Source organism: Chryseobacterium sp. FP211-J200, from assembly GCF_001643375.1.
Taxonomy (GTDB): domain Bacteria; phylum Bacteroidota; class Bacteroidia; order Flavobacteriales; family Weeksellaceae; genus Epilithonimonas; species Epilithonimonas ginsengisoli.
The window spans coordinates 59,970-75,067 of record NZ_LSHB01000010.1; the positions used below are offsets into that span (position 1 = coordinate 59,970).

Annotated in this window: 17 protein-coding genes and 1 riboswitch; of the genes, 5 read left to right on the forward strand and 12 right to left on the reverse strand. The window is 36.2% G+C overall.

Features of this window, described 5'->3' with window-relative positions; all coding sequences use genetic code 11:
• Positions 1 to 78: 78 nt before the first annotated feature.
• The 4 genes from AXA65_RS03735 to AXA65_RS03750 all read left to right on the forward strand — a co-directional run bounded on the left by AXA65_RS03735 (position 79) and on the right by AXA65_RS03750 (position 2,909).
• Positions 79 to 849, forward strand: a complete 771-nt coding sequence (locus AXA65_RS03735) for a hypothetical protein (protein ID WP_063968775.1) — start codon at positions 79 to 81, stop codon at positions 847 to 849.
• Positions 850 to 871: 22 nt separating this feature from the next.
• Positions 872 to 1,210 carry a hypothetical protein gene (locus tag AXA65_RS03740; protein ID WP_131797760.1) on the forward strand — a complete coding sequence of 113 codons (339 nt, stop codon included), beginning with the start codon at positions 872 to 874 and terminating at the stop codon, positions 1,208 to 1,210.
• A gap of 71 nt (positions 1,211 to 1,281) precedes the next feature.
• Complete coding sequence (locus AXA65_RS03745) at positions 1,282 to 2,487, forward strand: NAD(P)/FAD-dependent oxidoreductase (RefSeq protein WP_063968777.1); 1,206 nt, start codon at positions 1,282 to 1,284, stop codon at positions 2,485 to 2,487.
• 56 nt (positions 2,488 to 2,543) lie between these two features.
• Positions 2,544 to 2,909, forward strand: a complete 366-nt coding sequence (locus tag AXA65_RS03750) for an iron chaperone (protein WP_063968778.1) — start codon at positions 2,544 to 2,546, stop codon at positions 2,907 to 2,909.
• Between the two features lie 14 nt (positions 2,910 to 2,923).
• On the opposite strand, the gene AXA65_RS03755 is transcribed toward AXA65_RS03750, so the two are convergent.
• The 6 genes from AXA65_RS03755 to AXA65_RS03780 all read right to left on the reverse strand — a co-directional run bounded on the left by AXA65_RS03755 (position 2,924) and on the right by AXA65_RS03780 (position 8,172).
• Positions 2,924 to 3,448, reverse strand: a complete 525-nt coding sequence (locus tag AXA65_RS03755) for a DUF4252 domain-containing protein (RefSeq protein ID WP_063968779.1) — start codon at positions 3,446 to 3,448, stop codon at positions 2,924 to 2,926.
• A 12-nt stretch (positions 3,449 to 3,460) separates the two neighbouring features.
• Positions 3,461 to 4,729 (reverse strand): DUF4252 domain-containing protein, encoded by a 1,269-nt coding sequence (locus tag AXA65_RS03760; RefSeq protein ID WP_165596560.1) that lies wholly within the window; start codon positions 4,727 to 4,729, stop codon positions 3,461 to 3,463.
• Positions 4,730 to 4,823: 94 nt separating this feature from the next.
• Positions 4,824 to 5,558, reverse strand: a complete 735-nt coding sequence (locus tag AXA65_RS03765; RefSeq protein WP_063968781.1) for a hypothetical protein — start codon at positions 5,556 to 5,558, stop codon at positions 4,824 to 4,826.
• Entirely contained in the window at positions 5,524 to 6,042 is a 519-nt protein-coding gene (locus AXA65_RS03770; RefSeq protein WP_063968782.1) for an RNA polymerase sigma factor, read from the reverse strand. Before AXA65_RS03770 ends, AXA65_RS03765 begins: the two co-directional genes overlap by 35 nt.
• Positions 6,043 to 6,210: 168 nt before the next feature.
• On the reverse strand, positions 6,211 to 6,885 hold the full coding sequence (locus AXA65_RS03775) for a hypothetical protein (protein ID WP_063968783.1): 675 nt from the start codon (positions 6,883 to 6,885) through the stop codon (positions 6,211 to 6,213).
• A 30-nt stretch (positions 6,886 to 6,915) separates the two neighbouring features.
• Complete coding sequence (locus AXA65_RS03780; protein ID WP_063968784.1) at positions 6,916 to 8,172, reverse strand: serine hydrolase domain-containing protein; 1,257 nt, start codon at positions 8,170 to 8,172, stop codon at positions 6,916 to 6,918.
• A 162-nt stretch (positions 8,173 to 8,334) separates the two neighbouring features.
• On the opposite strand from AXA65_RS03780, the gene AXA65_RS03785 reads away from it, so the two are divergent.
• Positions 8,335 to 8,946 carry a hypothetical protein gene (locus AXA65_RS03785; RefSeq protein ID WP_063968785.1) on the forward strand — a complete coding sequence of 204 codons (612 nt, stop codon included), beginning with the start codon at positions 8,335 to 8,337 and terminating at the stop codon, positions 8,944 to 8,946.
• Between the two features lie 23 nt (positions 8,947 to 8,969).
• Here AXA65_RS03785 and AXA65_RS03790 read toward each other — a convergent pair whose 3' ends face one another.
• From AXA65_RS03790 to AXA65_RS03815, 6 genes are all read right to left on the reverse strand, one after another.
• Entirely contained in the window at positions 8,970 to 9,902 is a 933-nt protein-coding gene (locus AXA65_RS03790; protein ID WP_063968786.1) for a 2-hydroxyacid dehydrogenase, read from the reverse strand.
• Between the two features lie 90 nt (positions 9,903 to 9,992).
• Complete coding sequence (locus tag AXA65_RS03795; RefSeq protein ID WP_063968787.1) at positions 9,993 to 10,511, reverse strand: acyl-CoA thioesterase; 519 nt, start codon at positions 10,509 to 10,511, stop codon at positions 9,993 to 9,995.
• Positions 10,483 to 11,160: a hypothetical protein gene (locus AXA65_RS03800; RefSeq protein ID WP_063968788.1), complete on the reverse strand. Its 678-nt coding sequence runs from the start codon at positions 11,158 to 11,160 to the stop codon at positions 10,483 to 10,485. Before AXA65_RS03800 ends, AXA65_RS03795 begins: the two co-directional genes overlap by 29 nt.
• A gap of 93 nt (positions 11,161 to 11,253) precedes the next feature.
• Positions 11,254 to 11,928 carry a T9SS type A sorting domain-containing protein gene (locus AXA65_RS03805; RefSeq protein WP_063968789.1) on the reverse strand — a complete coding sequence of 225 codons (675 nt, stop codon included), beginning with the start codon at positions 11,926 to 11,928 and terminating at the stop codon, positions 11,254 to 11,256.
• 160 nt (positions 11,929 to 12,088) lie between these two features.
• Positions 12,089 to 14,191: a TonB-dependent receptor gene (locus AXA65_RS03810; protein ID WP_063968790.1), complete on the reverse strand. Its 2,103-nt coding sequence runs from the start codon at positions 14,189 to 14,191 to the stop codon at positions 12,089 to 12,091.
• A 121-nt stretch (positions 14,192 to 14,312) separates the two neighbouring features.
• A riboswitch (TPP riboswitch) is annotated at positions 14,313 to 14,403 on the reverse strand.
• Positions 14,404 to 14,429: 26 nt separating this feature from the next.
• Complete coding sequence (locus AXA65_RS03815) at positions 14,430 to 15,098, reverse strand: WG repeat-containing protein (RefSeq protein WP_063968791.1); 669 nt, start codon at positions 15,096 to 15,098, stop codon at positions 14,430 to 14,432.

A 15,098-nucleotide genomic window follows, 5' to 3' on the forward strand; every position in this document is an offset into this window, starting at 1 on the left:
CTGTTTTAAAATTATAAATAAACCTCAAGGAAGTTTCTTTGAGGTTTTTTCTTACTTTTACTGTCGTAAAAATTTCAAATGACAAAGTACATTTTATTTCTTTTAGGAATTATAGCAAGCGGAGTTTTCAACGCTCAAGAAGCTGACAACAACCTTCAAGGTTATTTTATGACACAATCCAAAGAATCCTTATATTCTTATTTTGCTTTTGATGGCAATGGAAAAGTGGATATCGCAGGATATGGGAAGGGTGATTATTTTGTAAAAGGCGATTCTGTGGTAGTATTTCCTGATAAGGATATTTTTATATTTAAATTTGCTAAAAATCGCTTGAGCGGGAATTCAAGCTGGGTGAAAAATACAAAATGGGATTTGAAGAAAGACAGCATTGCCGAAAACAACAGAAAAGACGATGCGTTAGCTAAAAAAAACGCGAAACTTCTTTACGAATACTACCGCAAAACCAGAGCTAAAAGCAATGATCTGGAAAAACTGTTTGACGAAAGTGCAATGGCAAATTATACCAAAACTATTGATGATTTATGCAACAGAGGTCTCGCAAAAGCTTGTATGGAGAAGTTTGGACTAATGGTAATGGAAGATATTGGCGGAATGGGCGCAGTCTTGACCAGCAAAACGAAAAAGCCAAAACAAAATCCTGAAATCATCAAATTGGGACAGAAAATCATTAGCATGGGCGAAGTTGAAGGTCATACTGTTATGGGGAGTTATTATTATAGTTTGGGTGATAAAATAAAAGCTGAAAAAGAATGGCAAAAAGGCACTGACAAAGGAAGCACGAAGGCAGGATTAGCACAGTTCGAGGCGGAAATGTCGGAAGTTCAATAAGCAAATTTTAATTTTAAATAAATTGGAAACCTCTAAGAAAATTTCTTTGAGGTTTTTTTGTATTTTTAATTTGTTTATTTTAAAAAAGAATGAAGATCAGTTTTATACTTTTATTAAGAAACAAATCAAGGAAAAGCCAAGTGTAGAAATTAATGTTGAATCAGCAAAAAAAGTTGAATTTAAGCCTAAAAATAAAACGCTATACTTTATTGATGGTGAATTGATTTCTAAGGAAGAACACGAATCACGCAAGAAAAATCAAAATTTCCAGTCTTATTTTCTATCAGAAATATTTGCCAGAGAAATCTTAGGAAACGAATATGACCGCGAAGAAGGCGTTATTTTGTCTTACAGTAATTAGCTTGGAATTTTTCCAATTCCAAATTCTCGGTTTGCTTTTTGATTACAAGCATCGGAATCAAAGATTAATTTATGAAACTAAAATCTCCTGAACCATTTTGGCTCGTCAAAGACGGCATCAAACATTCTTATCCTTCGCTTAGAGAAAATATCGAAACCGAAATCCTGATCATCGGAGGTGGAATCACCGGTTCTCTTCTCGCTCATCAGATGATAAAAGACGGCTACAAAACTGTTTTGGTGGACCGACGCGAAATCGGGAATGGAAGTACGAGTGCCACAACGTCAATGTTGCAATATGAGATTGATGTTCCGCTTTTTGAACTCTCACAAATGATTGGAAAAGAAGGCGCGGAGAAAGCATATTGGGCATGTTATGATTCTATTGACACCTTGGGAAAAGTTGCCAAACAAATCAAATCAGAATGTGGTTTCAAGAAAAAGGAATCACTTTATTTCGCAGCTTTCAAAAAAGATGTTCCGGATTTGAAAAAGGAATTCGAAGCTAGAAAAGCAGCAAATTTTCCTATAAAATGGCTTTCGTCTGAAGAAATCAGCACGACATTTAAAATCGAAAATACATTTGGTGGAATACTTTCCGAGCAAGGCGGAAGCATCGATGCATTTTGTTTAGCACACGACATTCTTAATTACAATTATAAAAAAGGACTACAGGTTTTTGATAAGACCGATATCATCAAATTCGATTATAAAAAAAATGGCGTCACCGCAACCACAGAATTTGGAAATAAGATCAAAGCTAAAAAAGTCATCTTCTGCAACGGTTTCGAAAGTACAGAGATCATCAAAGACGATTTTGTAAACCTATTGTCAACTTACGCCATCGTTGGCGAACAGAATGAGAAAAATCACAAGGAACTGAATGACCTTTTGGTTTGGAACACAGCCGAACCTTACATTTATATGAGAACTACTGATGACAACCGGGTTTTGATCGGTGGTGAAGATGAGGAATTTGTGAATGCCGAAAAACGGGATTCTCTGCTTCACGAAAAGGAACAAAAATTAGTTAAAAAACTCAGCAAATATTTACCTGAAAATGATTTCCGAACCGATTTTGTCTGGGCTGGAACTTTCGGTGAAACCAAAGACGGATTGCCTTACATCGGCGAACATCCGGATTTTCCGAGTGCTTATTTTGTCTTAGGATTTGGAGGAAATGGTATTACTTTTTCGGTGATAGGAATGGAAATGGCTTCTCAATTTTTAAAAGGTAAAAAACACGAATTATCAAAATATTTTAAATTCCGAAGATGATCTTTGAGAAAATCTCGTATATCATTTTAATTTTTAACTTTGATTAAAACCATAGAATGATGAAAAACTTCGAAGATTACTTCTCTCAGTTTGACAGTGAAATTAAAAAAAAGCTGGAAACCATTAGAACGGAAATCAAAAATGAAATTCCGGAAGGTGAAGAGTGCATCAAATACCTGATGCCAACTTTCGTCTTTCAAGGTAAAAATATGATCCATTTCGCAGCATTTACCAACCACATTGGACTTTATCCCGGACCGGAAGCAATTTCGTTTTACGAACAGGAATTGTCAAATTATAAAACTTCCAAAGGTGCGATTCAGATTCCGTTGGATGAGGATATTCCATTAGACTTAATTAAAAAAATCGTGCGACACGGCAAGGAGCGGATTCTCAAAACCACAAAAACCACTAATAAATAGTGGCTGTTGAAAAATTAATTTCTATTGATCTTGATTTGATTTTTCTCTGTGGCGTTGATGATCTTTGAAATATCATCCGCTGTGAATTTCCCTGTAACATCTACGAAAATCGTTTCGTCTTTGTCATCTCTCACCGTGATGATCATTCGTTTGATGATGTCATCGGTTTGCTGTGCATTCAGGCTGATGAGATTTCCTTCTTGTTTCAAAGACATCCATTCCTCATAATTATTTTTGGTCAGATATTTCTGAAACTCGGCTTTAACAGGCATTGTAGAGCTTTCGACAATAAGAACTTTCACATCTTTGATCTTCTTTACCAGATCGATCACTTCCTGACTTTCGCCATCTTCCTTCATCGCATTTTTCACGTAGGACCTTGCGAGAAAAGTCGGAACATTGATACTTAGATAAGTTGAACTGTTCTTGAATCCTGGATTGTCAAAGAAATCGGTATGAACTTTTTTCTGGGAAACCATGCACGACTGTAGAAAAAAACCGACAACCGCTAAAATGATAATGTATAAAAAACGCAACATAATTTTAAGTTTTTAGTTGATGGAATTGATACTTGCGCCAGTTACTTCCTGAGCAGATTTGGTCACTTTAGCTGGATTTCCTTTGTATTGGATAGACGCTGCTGAACTTGCGCTGGCCGTGATGCTTTCCGTTGTGTTGATCTTCACACTAGAACCGGAAGATGCTTCTACAACTGCTGACTTCGTCACAAACTCACCTGCAGAAACCGAACTTCCACTGCTCGCGCTGATCACGCTTGTGTTTGCCGTTCCCGACAACTTCAAAGAACTTCCGCTACTCGCATCTATAGCGATAGATTTTGTATCAAGATTGATCTTTACATTGGACCCAGATTCTACTTCCAAAGCACTGTTTGTAGAAATCTTGAAAGTTCCTGAGACCAATGAACCAGAATTACTGCTCAAGGCAAGCGTAGATTCATTGATTGATGTTACCGCTCTGAAAGAAGCTCCAGACTTAGTCACGAGTCGTGATAATTTCGGATTGGAAACCACCACTTTCAAGTTGTTGAAATTCAAATTCTTAACACCTTTGTTTCTCACAAAAATTTTCAGAACACCGTTTTCTACTTCGGTCACTACGTATTGTTGCTTGTCAGCTTCGGTTTTCACAGCGACGTTTTGCGTAGGATTTTGACTAAATTCCACTTCCACGCCAGATGAAACTTCGATTCCGTTGAAAGCTGGGACCGTTCTCACACTTCCGACATTCGTGTTGTTTGAAGTGATAGTTGACACTGGATTCACAGAGGTTACATTCTGAGTTTCCGCCATCAGATTACTCACGTCCTCCATCGAAATTTTCCCGTCCAACATCATTAGAACTGAACTATCTTCCGAGGTGATATTCAGGATCAGATTGTCCAGAACATTGGCCGTGATATCCTGTGCCATAAATTTGATCTTGTTATCGCGGCTGTTGACGGTGACCAATTCCTCATAATTCATATTTTTGAGAGAGGCCGCAATTTCTTTTTCGATTTTACCGGATTGTAGAAGCATTTTCTGATCATTTGAATCGCCGTTTTCAGATTTGCTAGGCTTTTCCAGGATCAGCATTTTCAGTCCGTTCACTTTTCCGAGAAGTGGTTGGATCTTGCCTAATTCTTCATCATCAATTTTCAGATTGTTCAGAAGTTTGAACATCGGTTTCGCGATCTTGATCGAGGTTACGCCTTCCGTATCCTGATAATGGTCAAAGAGTTCATTTAGCTTTTCTGACTGCCCGAAAATGTTCGTGGACAGTAGAAAGAGTACGATTAATATTGATATTTTTTTCATTTTGATATTTGATTTGCTTAAGGTCTTTGTAATCGCCATTTTGATTAGATCTAGTTTGAAAACATTTTAGTTGGCGATGACATTGATTTTAAAATTAATAATTAAGAATCCTGTAAAAATCAACTTGATTTTGGGCAGATTCTGCGTGATTTATGGTTTGGGTAATGTTACTTGCAAAATAATTAAAAGCATTCTCTGTAACCGCAATGGCTTCACCTTCATCATAAATTGGTTTACCATTGATGATTACATAGTTCGGGTTGTAATCTGAGATAGATTCTGTTGGAACTTGGATCTGCTTTTGTTCTTTGTTGGATTCAGTTTCCTGTTGCGCCATCAGTCTTTCAAATTCTTTTCTGACAAGCTCTTTCACCACTGTATCATTGGCAGTTTTGTCAACTTTCTGAGTTTCTTGATTGGCTAAAACTGGTTTTGGTGTTGAAGTTTGTTCAATCATTTCATCAACCGGGACAACTTTTTCTATTTTTTCTTTCTTAGGAACAATTGGATTTTTAGCAATCGTTGCTTCTATTTTCTGTGGCTGATTGAACATCCAAAACGCGCTGACTCCCATCAATAAAATCAAACTCGCTGCCATCCAATACATTTTGTAAGATGTTTTCTTAATTGGAATTGGGATTATTTTCGGTTCTTCTGTTTTCTTTAAAAAATCCTCGAAGCTGATATCCAGTTTTTCCTGTTTCTCTTCTTTTAGGAATGAGAAATATGGGTTTTCGCTTTCATTTTTCAGGAACAATTCTTCTTCCGGCGTCAGCTCTTCGCCTTCGAAGAATTTAGATTCCCAATCCTTGTATCTGTCGGTTTTCATACGCATAGAGTTTGTTAATTGATTCTTTCACTTTTTGTCTTGCTCTCATCAGGTTCACGCGGACTGCATTTTCTTCTATTTCCATTATTCCCGCAATCTCTGAGATCTCATATTCTTCTACATCTTTCAGGTGAATGACCATTTTTTGTTTTTCCGGCAGTTGGGAAATGAATCCCAAGATCTGCTCTCTCATATTATTGGTTTCGATCTGGTAAAGTTCCGAAGTGTGCTTTGTCTGGCTTGCAAATCCCAATTTCACTTCATGGTGTTTCAGGCGGTTCAGACATTCATTTTTCACACTTCTCATGGCGAAACTTTTCAAATTCTCTACAACCGTGAGTTCTTCTTTCTTCTGCCAGAACTTCACCATCAGGTCCATCACGACATCTTCGGCTTCATCTGCGCTCATCAGAAATTTTTTCGCAAAACGGAACATCTCATTCTTGAGACTGTAAACCGTTGATTGAAATATTTCTTGAGTCATATGGATTCTTTTGATGTTTGAAATTCAAAGTTTTAAGTTTTGAATCCTTCAGAGTTCTTGGTTGTTTAAAAGTAAGACATCTGTAAAGTAACATTTATTACATCAAAAATAAAAAAAGAACTTTAATTATTATTAAAGTTCTGATAATCAATGATAAATTCCGACAAATTAAGACAAAGCTCTAAAAATTTGTGATAAGACATTTAATTTTCTAGAGTCTAGTTTATTTTCTTTTATAGTTTGTTCAATCTTTATTTTTTTATTCGGAAACAATTCTATGAGTTTTTTCTTTGTACTTGGCATCTGTACAATTTCTTCATTTGTTTTCTTAATATAAAATACATCTGCTAAATCCTCATAAGAATTTGCCTTATCAATGTCAAAAGAATCCTGTGCATATCTTCCTTTATTATATGTTTTAGAAATCTTTATAAAAATTGTAAATTCTTCATTCTTTCTCACTTCAAACAAATAGCCAGTGACTTTTTTACCATCATACGGATACTCCATAAGATAAATATATTCATCACTATCGATTATATGAATAGGAGAATATTCTAGTTTTTTGTAGATTGTAATGCTTTGATTATTACTAATGATCTCAACTTCGTCCTTATAAGCATTATAGCGCATATCTACTAAGGTTTTATTATATGCTATACTTGCTTTCTTATATTCGGGATAGAGATACGGGCTACCTGCAGTTTCAATAGTACTTTTATAGCCTGACCTCATGTAAAGCATTTCTCTATTCGTATTGTTGTTGGTCACATTTGCATTACCATTTTGTGCAAAATTTTTATTTGATAAAAATAAAATGAAAATAAAATAAGTTTTATTCATAGATAAGTTTTCTACAAATATAAAAACATTTTAATCTCCAGAACTTGTATTCGCAGAATCAGTTTCTAAAGTTCCCGTTGGATCCATCGTTTTGTTGAATTTTTCTATTTCTAAAGGGAAATCCTCAAACAATCCGGACAATGATAAAGCAGAATAGACCTTTCCAGAATATTTGTTTCCAATCGCAATGATCGTGACCTTTGATTTCAACAAATGGGCGAAAACGGAATTGGTCCCGTGCCACCAACCATTGTGATACGTGAGCTTCTCGCCGTTGTCAAAATTCTTCATTCGGAATCCAAAACCGTAATTGTTGACACCTTTTTTCTCGTTGCTGTAAGGTTCAAAGATCTTGGCTGCTAGTTCTGGTTTCAGGAAATCTTTGGAATATAATGCAACAGAGAAATTAAGCAAATCTCTCGGTGTTGTGTAAACGTTTTTGTCACCGTAGATCAAATCCAGTTTATCCAATGGATAAAGTCTATAACCACTGAAAAACGATTGAGACGCTGTCGGAATGTCTTTTTTCTGGAAGATGTAAGTGTGATTCATCTTCAAAGGTTGGAAAACGATCTCCTGCATGGCTTGTGGAAAAGGTGTTGCAGTTACTTTTTCTACGATCAAAGCCAACAAAGCAAAGTTGGTGTTGCAATACATGAATCCGGTGTTGGACATTCTTGCCAGATCCGGTTTGTATTTGATCAACATATCCAAAACATCCTGGTTGGTAAGGAATTCTTTTTTAAGTTCTTCAGGCGCTGGTTTTATGCCTTGATCGAAATGTTCGTATTTTGGCAGCCCACTTCTTTGAGAGAGTAGACTGAAAACGGTAATGTCTGTGTATGGGAATTTGGGGAAAAATTTGGTAAGATTGTCTTCGAGTTTCAGTTTTCCGCCGTCTATGAGTTTCAGAACGGCCATTGCTGTCATCGTTTTGCTGACCGAGGCCACATGAAGCGGCGTGTTTTGGTCAATTGGCATTTGTTTGCCTTCTCTACCAAATCCTCTGTATTTTTCAAAGATGATCTTGTTACCTTTTGCTACCAGGACGCCGCCACTCAAATCGCCTTGTTCCCAGATTTTTTGATAATAATTATTGATCTTCGGTAGGATATTTGGCGTTTCCAACAAAACCGATTCTTCTGGTGTAAAGACTTTTTCTAGATCGACGTTTCCATAATTTGGAAGTTTTGACTCCTCTACATTGTTTTCCTTCTCCGATTTTTTGCTGCAAGAAACAATTGACAATACAACTAAAACCGGAGCAATTACTTTTCTAAAATTCATTATATCCAAACTTCTTTAAGGTTCGCAAGTTAATATAAAATGAAATTTTGACCGAATAGAATTATCTTAACATTTGTTAAATAAAGCTTTCATAATATCAAAAGAACTAAACTAAATGTTTTTTAAAGAATCTTTAATTAGTTTTGTTTCAAATAAATTCAAATGATATATAATTTAGAAAATGTGCAACAATATCTAAGATTTAGAATTGATTCAGTCCAAAATATAGAATCAAAACCTTGGAACTATCCGTTAGTTCAGATTAAAGGACTTGAAATAAAGTTTCCAGACTATCATTCTTTTTCTAATTTTCTGTATTGCTTGAAAAGGCAAACAGACCTAGGAGTAGAATCCGAGAATGTTATCAAAATCCTGGACATCAAAGATATCAAACATAATATAGCTTTTTCGAATTCTTTCGAAATTATATCAAATAGACCAGCAGAAGAAGGTCGGTTATTTCAAAAAGATCTGGACGCTTTCTTGAGAAAATCTCCAAGATGTTTTTGGGGAGATTATATTGATTCAGAAAAGGTCGAAGTATCTTTGGGTAGAGGTTATAAAAAAATCCTAGAATATACCAGAGCTCCCAAGACAGATCGAGATCATCGTGTACTAATACAGCCACCTAATCATGCCTATGATGAATCTTTTATAGTGTATATTCAGACGGATCAAAAACCTAATAAACCTTTGAATGTGGCGTATGTCTTTGAAAAAATCGGAGATAAACTACTTCATCTCAAAGTTCTGAAGAACGATTGGATTTATTAGATTTAAAGTGTTAAGTTTGCTGATTATTTTTTGAAATCCGCTAGAATTTTATCAACAATTACCTGAGCCAATTTGATTTTACTTTGATGTGTCCAGCCGGCGATGTGTGGCGTCACAATTACTTTTTCGGAATCTGAAAGAAACTGCAGGTCTGCGTTTTCTACTTCCAGATTTTCAAAAGAAGACTTTTCATATTCCAAAACATCCAGGCAAGCACCACGAACTTTACCAGCTTCAATCGCTTCTACTAAAGCTTTCGTTTTAAGGTTTTTCCCTCGCGCAGTATTCACGAGGTAAAAATTCTTTTCCATTTTCGAAATGAAGTTTTCATCGATCAAATAATTTGTTTCATTGGTCAACGGAATATGAAGACTGAGAATATCCGCTCTTTTTTGAAGTTCTTCCAATGAAACCTGCGTTGCAAATTCATCGGAAAGATTCGGTAAAATATCGTGGAAAATAACCTCAACGCCAAAACCAGAAAGTCTCTTTGCCGTAGCTTTTCCCATATTGCCATAACCGATGATCCCAAAAGTTTTTCCCAGCAATTCATCACCACGGTTTTCCTCACGTTTCCAAATCCCGTTTTTCACTTCGTTGGAAGCAATGAATAATCTGTTCATCAAGATCAACAACATTCCGACAACGTGTTCTGCAACAGAATCGCGGTTGCCTTCCGGAGAATTGATCAGTTTAATTCCAAGCTTATCTGCAGTTTCGATATCGATGTTTTCCATTCCCGCTCCTACCCTTGCAATGAATTTGAGATGAGAAGCTTTGGTGAGGAAATTTTCATCTAAAGGAATTCGGCTTCGGATGATGATTCCTTCATAGTCCTGAATCTTTTTCAAAACCTCATCGTAAGTGGAAACATGGTCTTCTTCTACCACAAAACCTTTTGCAGTCAGTTGTTCAGAAATTAGAGGGTGGTTTTTATCGAGTTGAAGGATTTTCATTGGAACAGATTTAAGAGTTGAGTCTATAGAAATTAGATCAATATTGTAATATGAAAAACGAGCTAAAAAAGCCCGTTCATATGTTTTAAATTATTCTCCTAAGAACAATTTTTTGAGTTCTACAGAATCTGTCGGCTTCATTCTTCCGGAAAGGATCAGTGACAATTCTTTTCTTCTCAATGCCGCCTCATAACGTTCTATTTCCAGATCTGTTTCTGGTTCTATGTGAGGAATTGGAATCGGTCGGTTGAACTCGTCCACAGCCACAAAAGTATAGATCCCTGTATTCGTATGCGTTTTTGTTTGATTGATCGGATCATCTAGCCAAACATCCACGTAAATTTCCATCGATGTAGAAAACGCTCTGGAAACTTTGGACTCCAAGACCACAATTCCACCTTCTGGAATCGGGTGATTGAATGAAACGTGATTTACAGAAGCTGTTACAACGCGTCTTTCGCAATGTCTGGTTGCGGAAATCGATGCTGCTCTGTCCATTCTTGACAACAGTTCGCCTCCGAAAAGATTTCTCAGTGAATTGGTTTCGTTGGGCAGGACGATGTTCGTCATTACCGTAAGGCTATCTATTGGATTTTTGGATTTTTGCATGCGTTGTTGGTTTTATACTATCTATTTTGGTTGAGTCCTGTTTGGGAACTGTCAGCACTTTTGGTTCTGCTTTTTTGACTGTTTTCTTAGTTGGAATTTGAGACGATTTTCCAAATATCAATTGTTGATCACCGAAAACAAACAGAGCAATAATTCCTAATATAACAATGCCTAAGAATGTCCAAATGACATTGTTATTAAAGGTATAATTATCAGAAACAATATTTTTCTTCGGGAAGGTTTTCTTTAAGGTTTGCAGATTGATGGCTTCCAATCCGAAAACATCATCGGTCTCATCGCTAATTTTAATGATCTTATTTTGATCATCCAATTGAAATTGGCCGAGATTTTCCAACGTAAGATTGCCTTCTGTCTGCAATTTCTGAAACCATTTGGCGACCTCATTCTTAAGATCCATCTGAACGATGAAAAAATTGGAGTTGGTCTCTTCTGCAATATATTTTGCAAGCTTGTTATCAAATGTAGATGGCTGATATTGGAACTTCACAAGCTCTTTTGGCGGTGTGATGATAGAATTTGCCGCATCGATCTTTGCAGATTCTTTGGTAAGTTCGAAAACGCCTAGATCTGGGACTTCTGCCTTGTGATGCTTCAGAAGATATTGATATATATGATGTTCAAAATTCATTTGGCACAAAACTACATAATTTTTGAGGTTGTAGAAAATATAAAAGGCTGCTTTTTACAGCAGCCTTTAGAATTTGATATGAATAGTTAAGGTCTAGTTGGCAAATTTGACAACTTCAGAAATATTGCTTCCGGAGATCTGAACCAAGAACAATCCTTTTTGGTTGATGTTTAGATCAATAGGATTTCCGTTTGCGTTTGCTTTCATCGTTTTGATCACTTTTCCACCAAAGTCATAAACTGTAAGGTCAATATTCCCTTTTGATGATGTGAAAAGTTTCCCAGCTGCAACTTGCGATTTCGCTTTTGAATGGCTAGCATCCGAAACTGCCAAAGTCGGCAATGTCGTTGGTCCTTGTATAGAAGAATCTACAGATTGTTTTGAAGCACCATTTTGCATATCCTTGAAGACGATTCCCATTTTTTGAACGGTAGTACCGCCAGCCACTTTATTATTACTGTTTGTAAAAGTCTTTGTATTTAAATCAATTGTTCCTACGTAAGCACCAGCTACAGAATCCCAATTCATTGTAACATTTGAGTTGCTCCAGGCATCATCATAAGACATACCTGCAGAGTTGTCTGCAGTAGTGATCCATGTATGGACATAAAATGTTGAAACTTCGAATCCTGGATCGTAGAAAGAATAATCATTGGCTGCACCGTATGTCAATTTGAAAACGCCTGGGCTAGTGATTTGGGTAGTAAGTTGTGCCGATACAGCAACACCTGCAACTAAAGCAAGTGCTAAAGAATAAATTTTTCTCATAAATGTTAATTTTTAAGGTCTATATAAATTGATCCAAATACTTCTCACAAAAGCATTATGAACTGTTTGTAAAACTAACATTAATTTTGAGTTAACACATAAAAATTTTATCTTTAAAGCAAAATACGACTTAATAAACTGATTATCAATAATAAAAAATTTAATTTAGCTTAACAGAAACCCCAAACATAAAGTTAATTCCGGCCTGCGAGAAGTAATATGGTCCACTAAAACCGTTGTTGACATACTTAACATCTGTGAAATTATTTAACAAGAATCTCAAAACAACTTCATTTTTTGCAAGTGGTAATTTGTAGGACATATTGAAATCCGGAACCAAATAATCTTCAAGTCTATTGTCAGTGGTCTCCAGATTATCCAAATACTGTTTCCCAACATATTGCGCCGTAATTCCAAGATTAAAATTCTTGAATGGAGAATAAAGAATATTTCCATTAGCAATCATATTTGGCGAAAAAGAAATATCCGTATTCTTTAGAACTGTATCTTCTTCGTCCCTGACAGAGTTTATTTCTTTGATCTTATTCTGACTCAAAGACAGATTTACACCTAACTGAATTTTCTCTGAGAGTCTTGCGTTTGCAGCCAATTCCAATCCCAACCTGTAACTTCTATCAACATTTTCACGGATAAACTCTCCTATATTATTGATTCTTCCGGAAAGAACTAGTTGATTTTCATAATACATGTAATAAGCGTTCGCCGATAAAGCGACTTTTCCATACTGCTGCTCCCAACCCGCTTCGAAATCGTGAAGCGTTTCCTCCTTTGTATCCGGATTATCAAAAAGATCATCTCTGTTCGGCTCACGATGAGCGTTGGCATAAGAAAGAAATACTTTTCCATTTCCGATATTGTAATTGACACCAGCTTTTGGATTGAAGAACGTCCATTTTCTGTCCAGGTCTGCACCTTCGGAATCACCAGCCAATTGGATCTTTGTATCGTAATCGATATTTCTTACTTGCAGATCTCCAAAAATTTCGAATTGACCTAATTTATAAATCGCTTTTGCAAAACCAGACACTTCATTTTTAATAGACCGGTTTCTATAATATTCAGATTCCTGAATTTGTGGAAAGAAAACGCCGGTCACATTTCCAAAATGCTTTCCATAATATTGATTGGCGACAGCGCCGACATTCAGGTCAAGGTTTCCTAATTTACCATATAAAGTGGAGATGACACCATAGAAATCATTATCCAACCATTTTTTTCTGATGAAATCCGAATATTCTTCTTCCGTTCCATTTACAAGCAGGTTTGGCAAACTATATCTTGCAAAAGGGTCACCTTGTTTATAATTCTCATAGAAACCTTTTCCTTTGGTGTAATGCGCCGTAGTTTCAAGTTTCCACGCATCAGAAAATCTCTGATTCCATAAGAATTGATAATGACTTTGTCTGTAATTATCGGTTTCATTATCATAATAACTTGTGATGTTTTCCCAATTTGCATCGTAGATCGCACCGGAATAATTGAATTTCGGATTCGTTTCCCAAGTTTCTTTATCTATCCCATTCCACGCTTGGTAGGTTTTCTCTTTTCCGCCGAAAGCCAAAAACCTCAACTCTGTATTTTTCTCTTGGAACAAAGCGGAGAAATTATAAGAATGCAAATCGGAAAAAGCCCTGTCAATAAAACCGTCAGAGTGGATATGCGTGTATCTCCCCATTACAGACAATCGGTTTTTCCAGAATTTCCCGGAATTGACCTCAGCAGAATATTTGTAGGTATTGAACGAGCCATAAGAATCATCCGTTCTCACAGAAAATGTGTCCGATGGATCTCTGGAAATGACATTCACACTCGCTCCGAAAGCCGAAACACCGTTAGACGAACTTCCCACACCACGCTGGATTACAATCTGTGAGGCTGAACTCGTCAAATCTGGAACGTTCACGAAAAAAGTGCCCTGAGATTCGGAATCATTATAAGGAACACCATTCAACATCACATTGATGCTTGTTCCAGCAGTTCCTCTGATCCTTAAACCTGTATAACCTACACCATTTCCCGCGTCGGAGGTAGAGATGACCGACATTTGGTTTTTTAAGAGAATCGGCAGATCCTGGCCTAGATTTTTATCCGCAAGTTCTTTATCAACATTGATGATGGATTTTGCGACCGGCGTACGCTTGGTAAATTCAACTGCTTTGATGCTTGTAACCTGTACAGAATCTGTAGTTTGTGAAAAATAGAACGGAGCAATGAACACTCCTAAAAAAAGTAAACCTTTCATTCTTAAAAAATTTTGTTTGTTAAAATTATTTTAGAATAAAAGGGGCGACTATAGATATAAATGATCAATGATAGTTGATAAATGATCTTTCTGCAGGTGATCAATTATCATTTATGTTTTATCATTTATAATGATGTATCCCTAAACAGCATTACCTGTTCCAGGTTCATTGGGTATAATCTCAGCTTGTTACAGCACCCCTTAAATTTCTGACTGCGAAATTACAAATATTTTTGAATTAATAGGCTTTATTGTTTTTATCGACATAAAAATAATTCTTTCCGTCCTTTGACACCTCAAAAAGATGGGCAGTTTTCCAGGAGAGATTCATTTTGATATCCGCATAAATGAAAGGAACAACGACTTTATTCTGCTTATCAACAATTCCAAATTTGTTATTACGGATAGCGATTATCATTGGATTTTCCCTGTCACTTTCCAGAACATACAACATCTGATATTGTGGATAGATGTCAAAATCTTTGTAGCCGCCTAAGTCAATACTATCCTTGCTCACCAAACCATACATTCCATTTAATGTAAATGCTTTAAATCTGGAGATCTCATAAGGTTGCGAACACTTTCCAAGATCAGCCTTTTTATATTGATAGACTCGTGCTCCTTTTTTATTGATACGGTAAGAAATATTATTTTTTTCGACAGTCGCGTAATCGGCAGAACCAAAAACTCTGGCCTTTTTATTTGGGGAATTGAGAAGGTTACAATCTTCAGAAAAGAACATCGCAATATGATATTCTGGCGTGATCATCATCTTGCCTTGCTGGCTAACATATCCAGATTTACCATCGATTTTTTGCGGGATCAATGAAGGTAAATAATCTTCCTTCATCTGAGAAAAAGCTGCGAGGAAACAGCCTATAAAAACTAAGCTAAAAAGTTTTTTCAT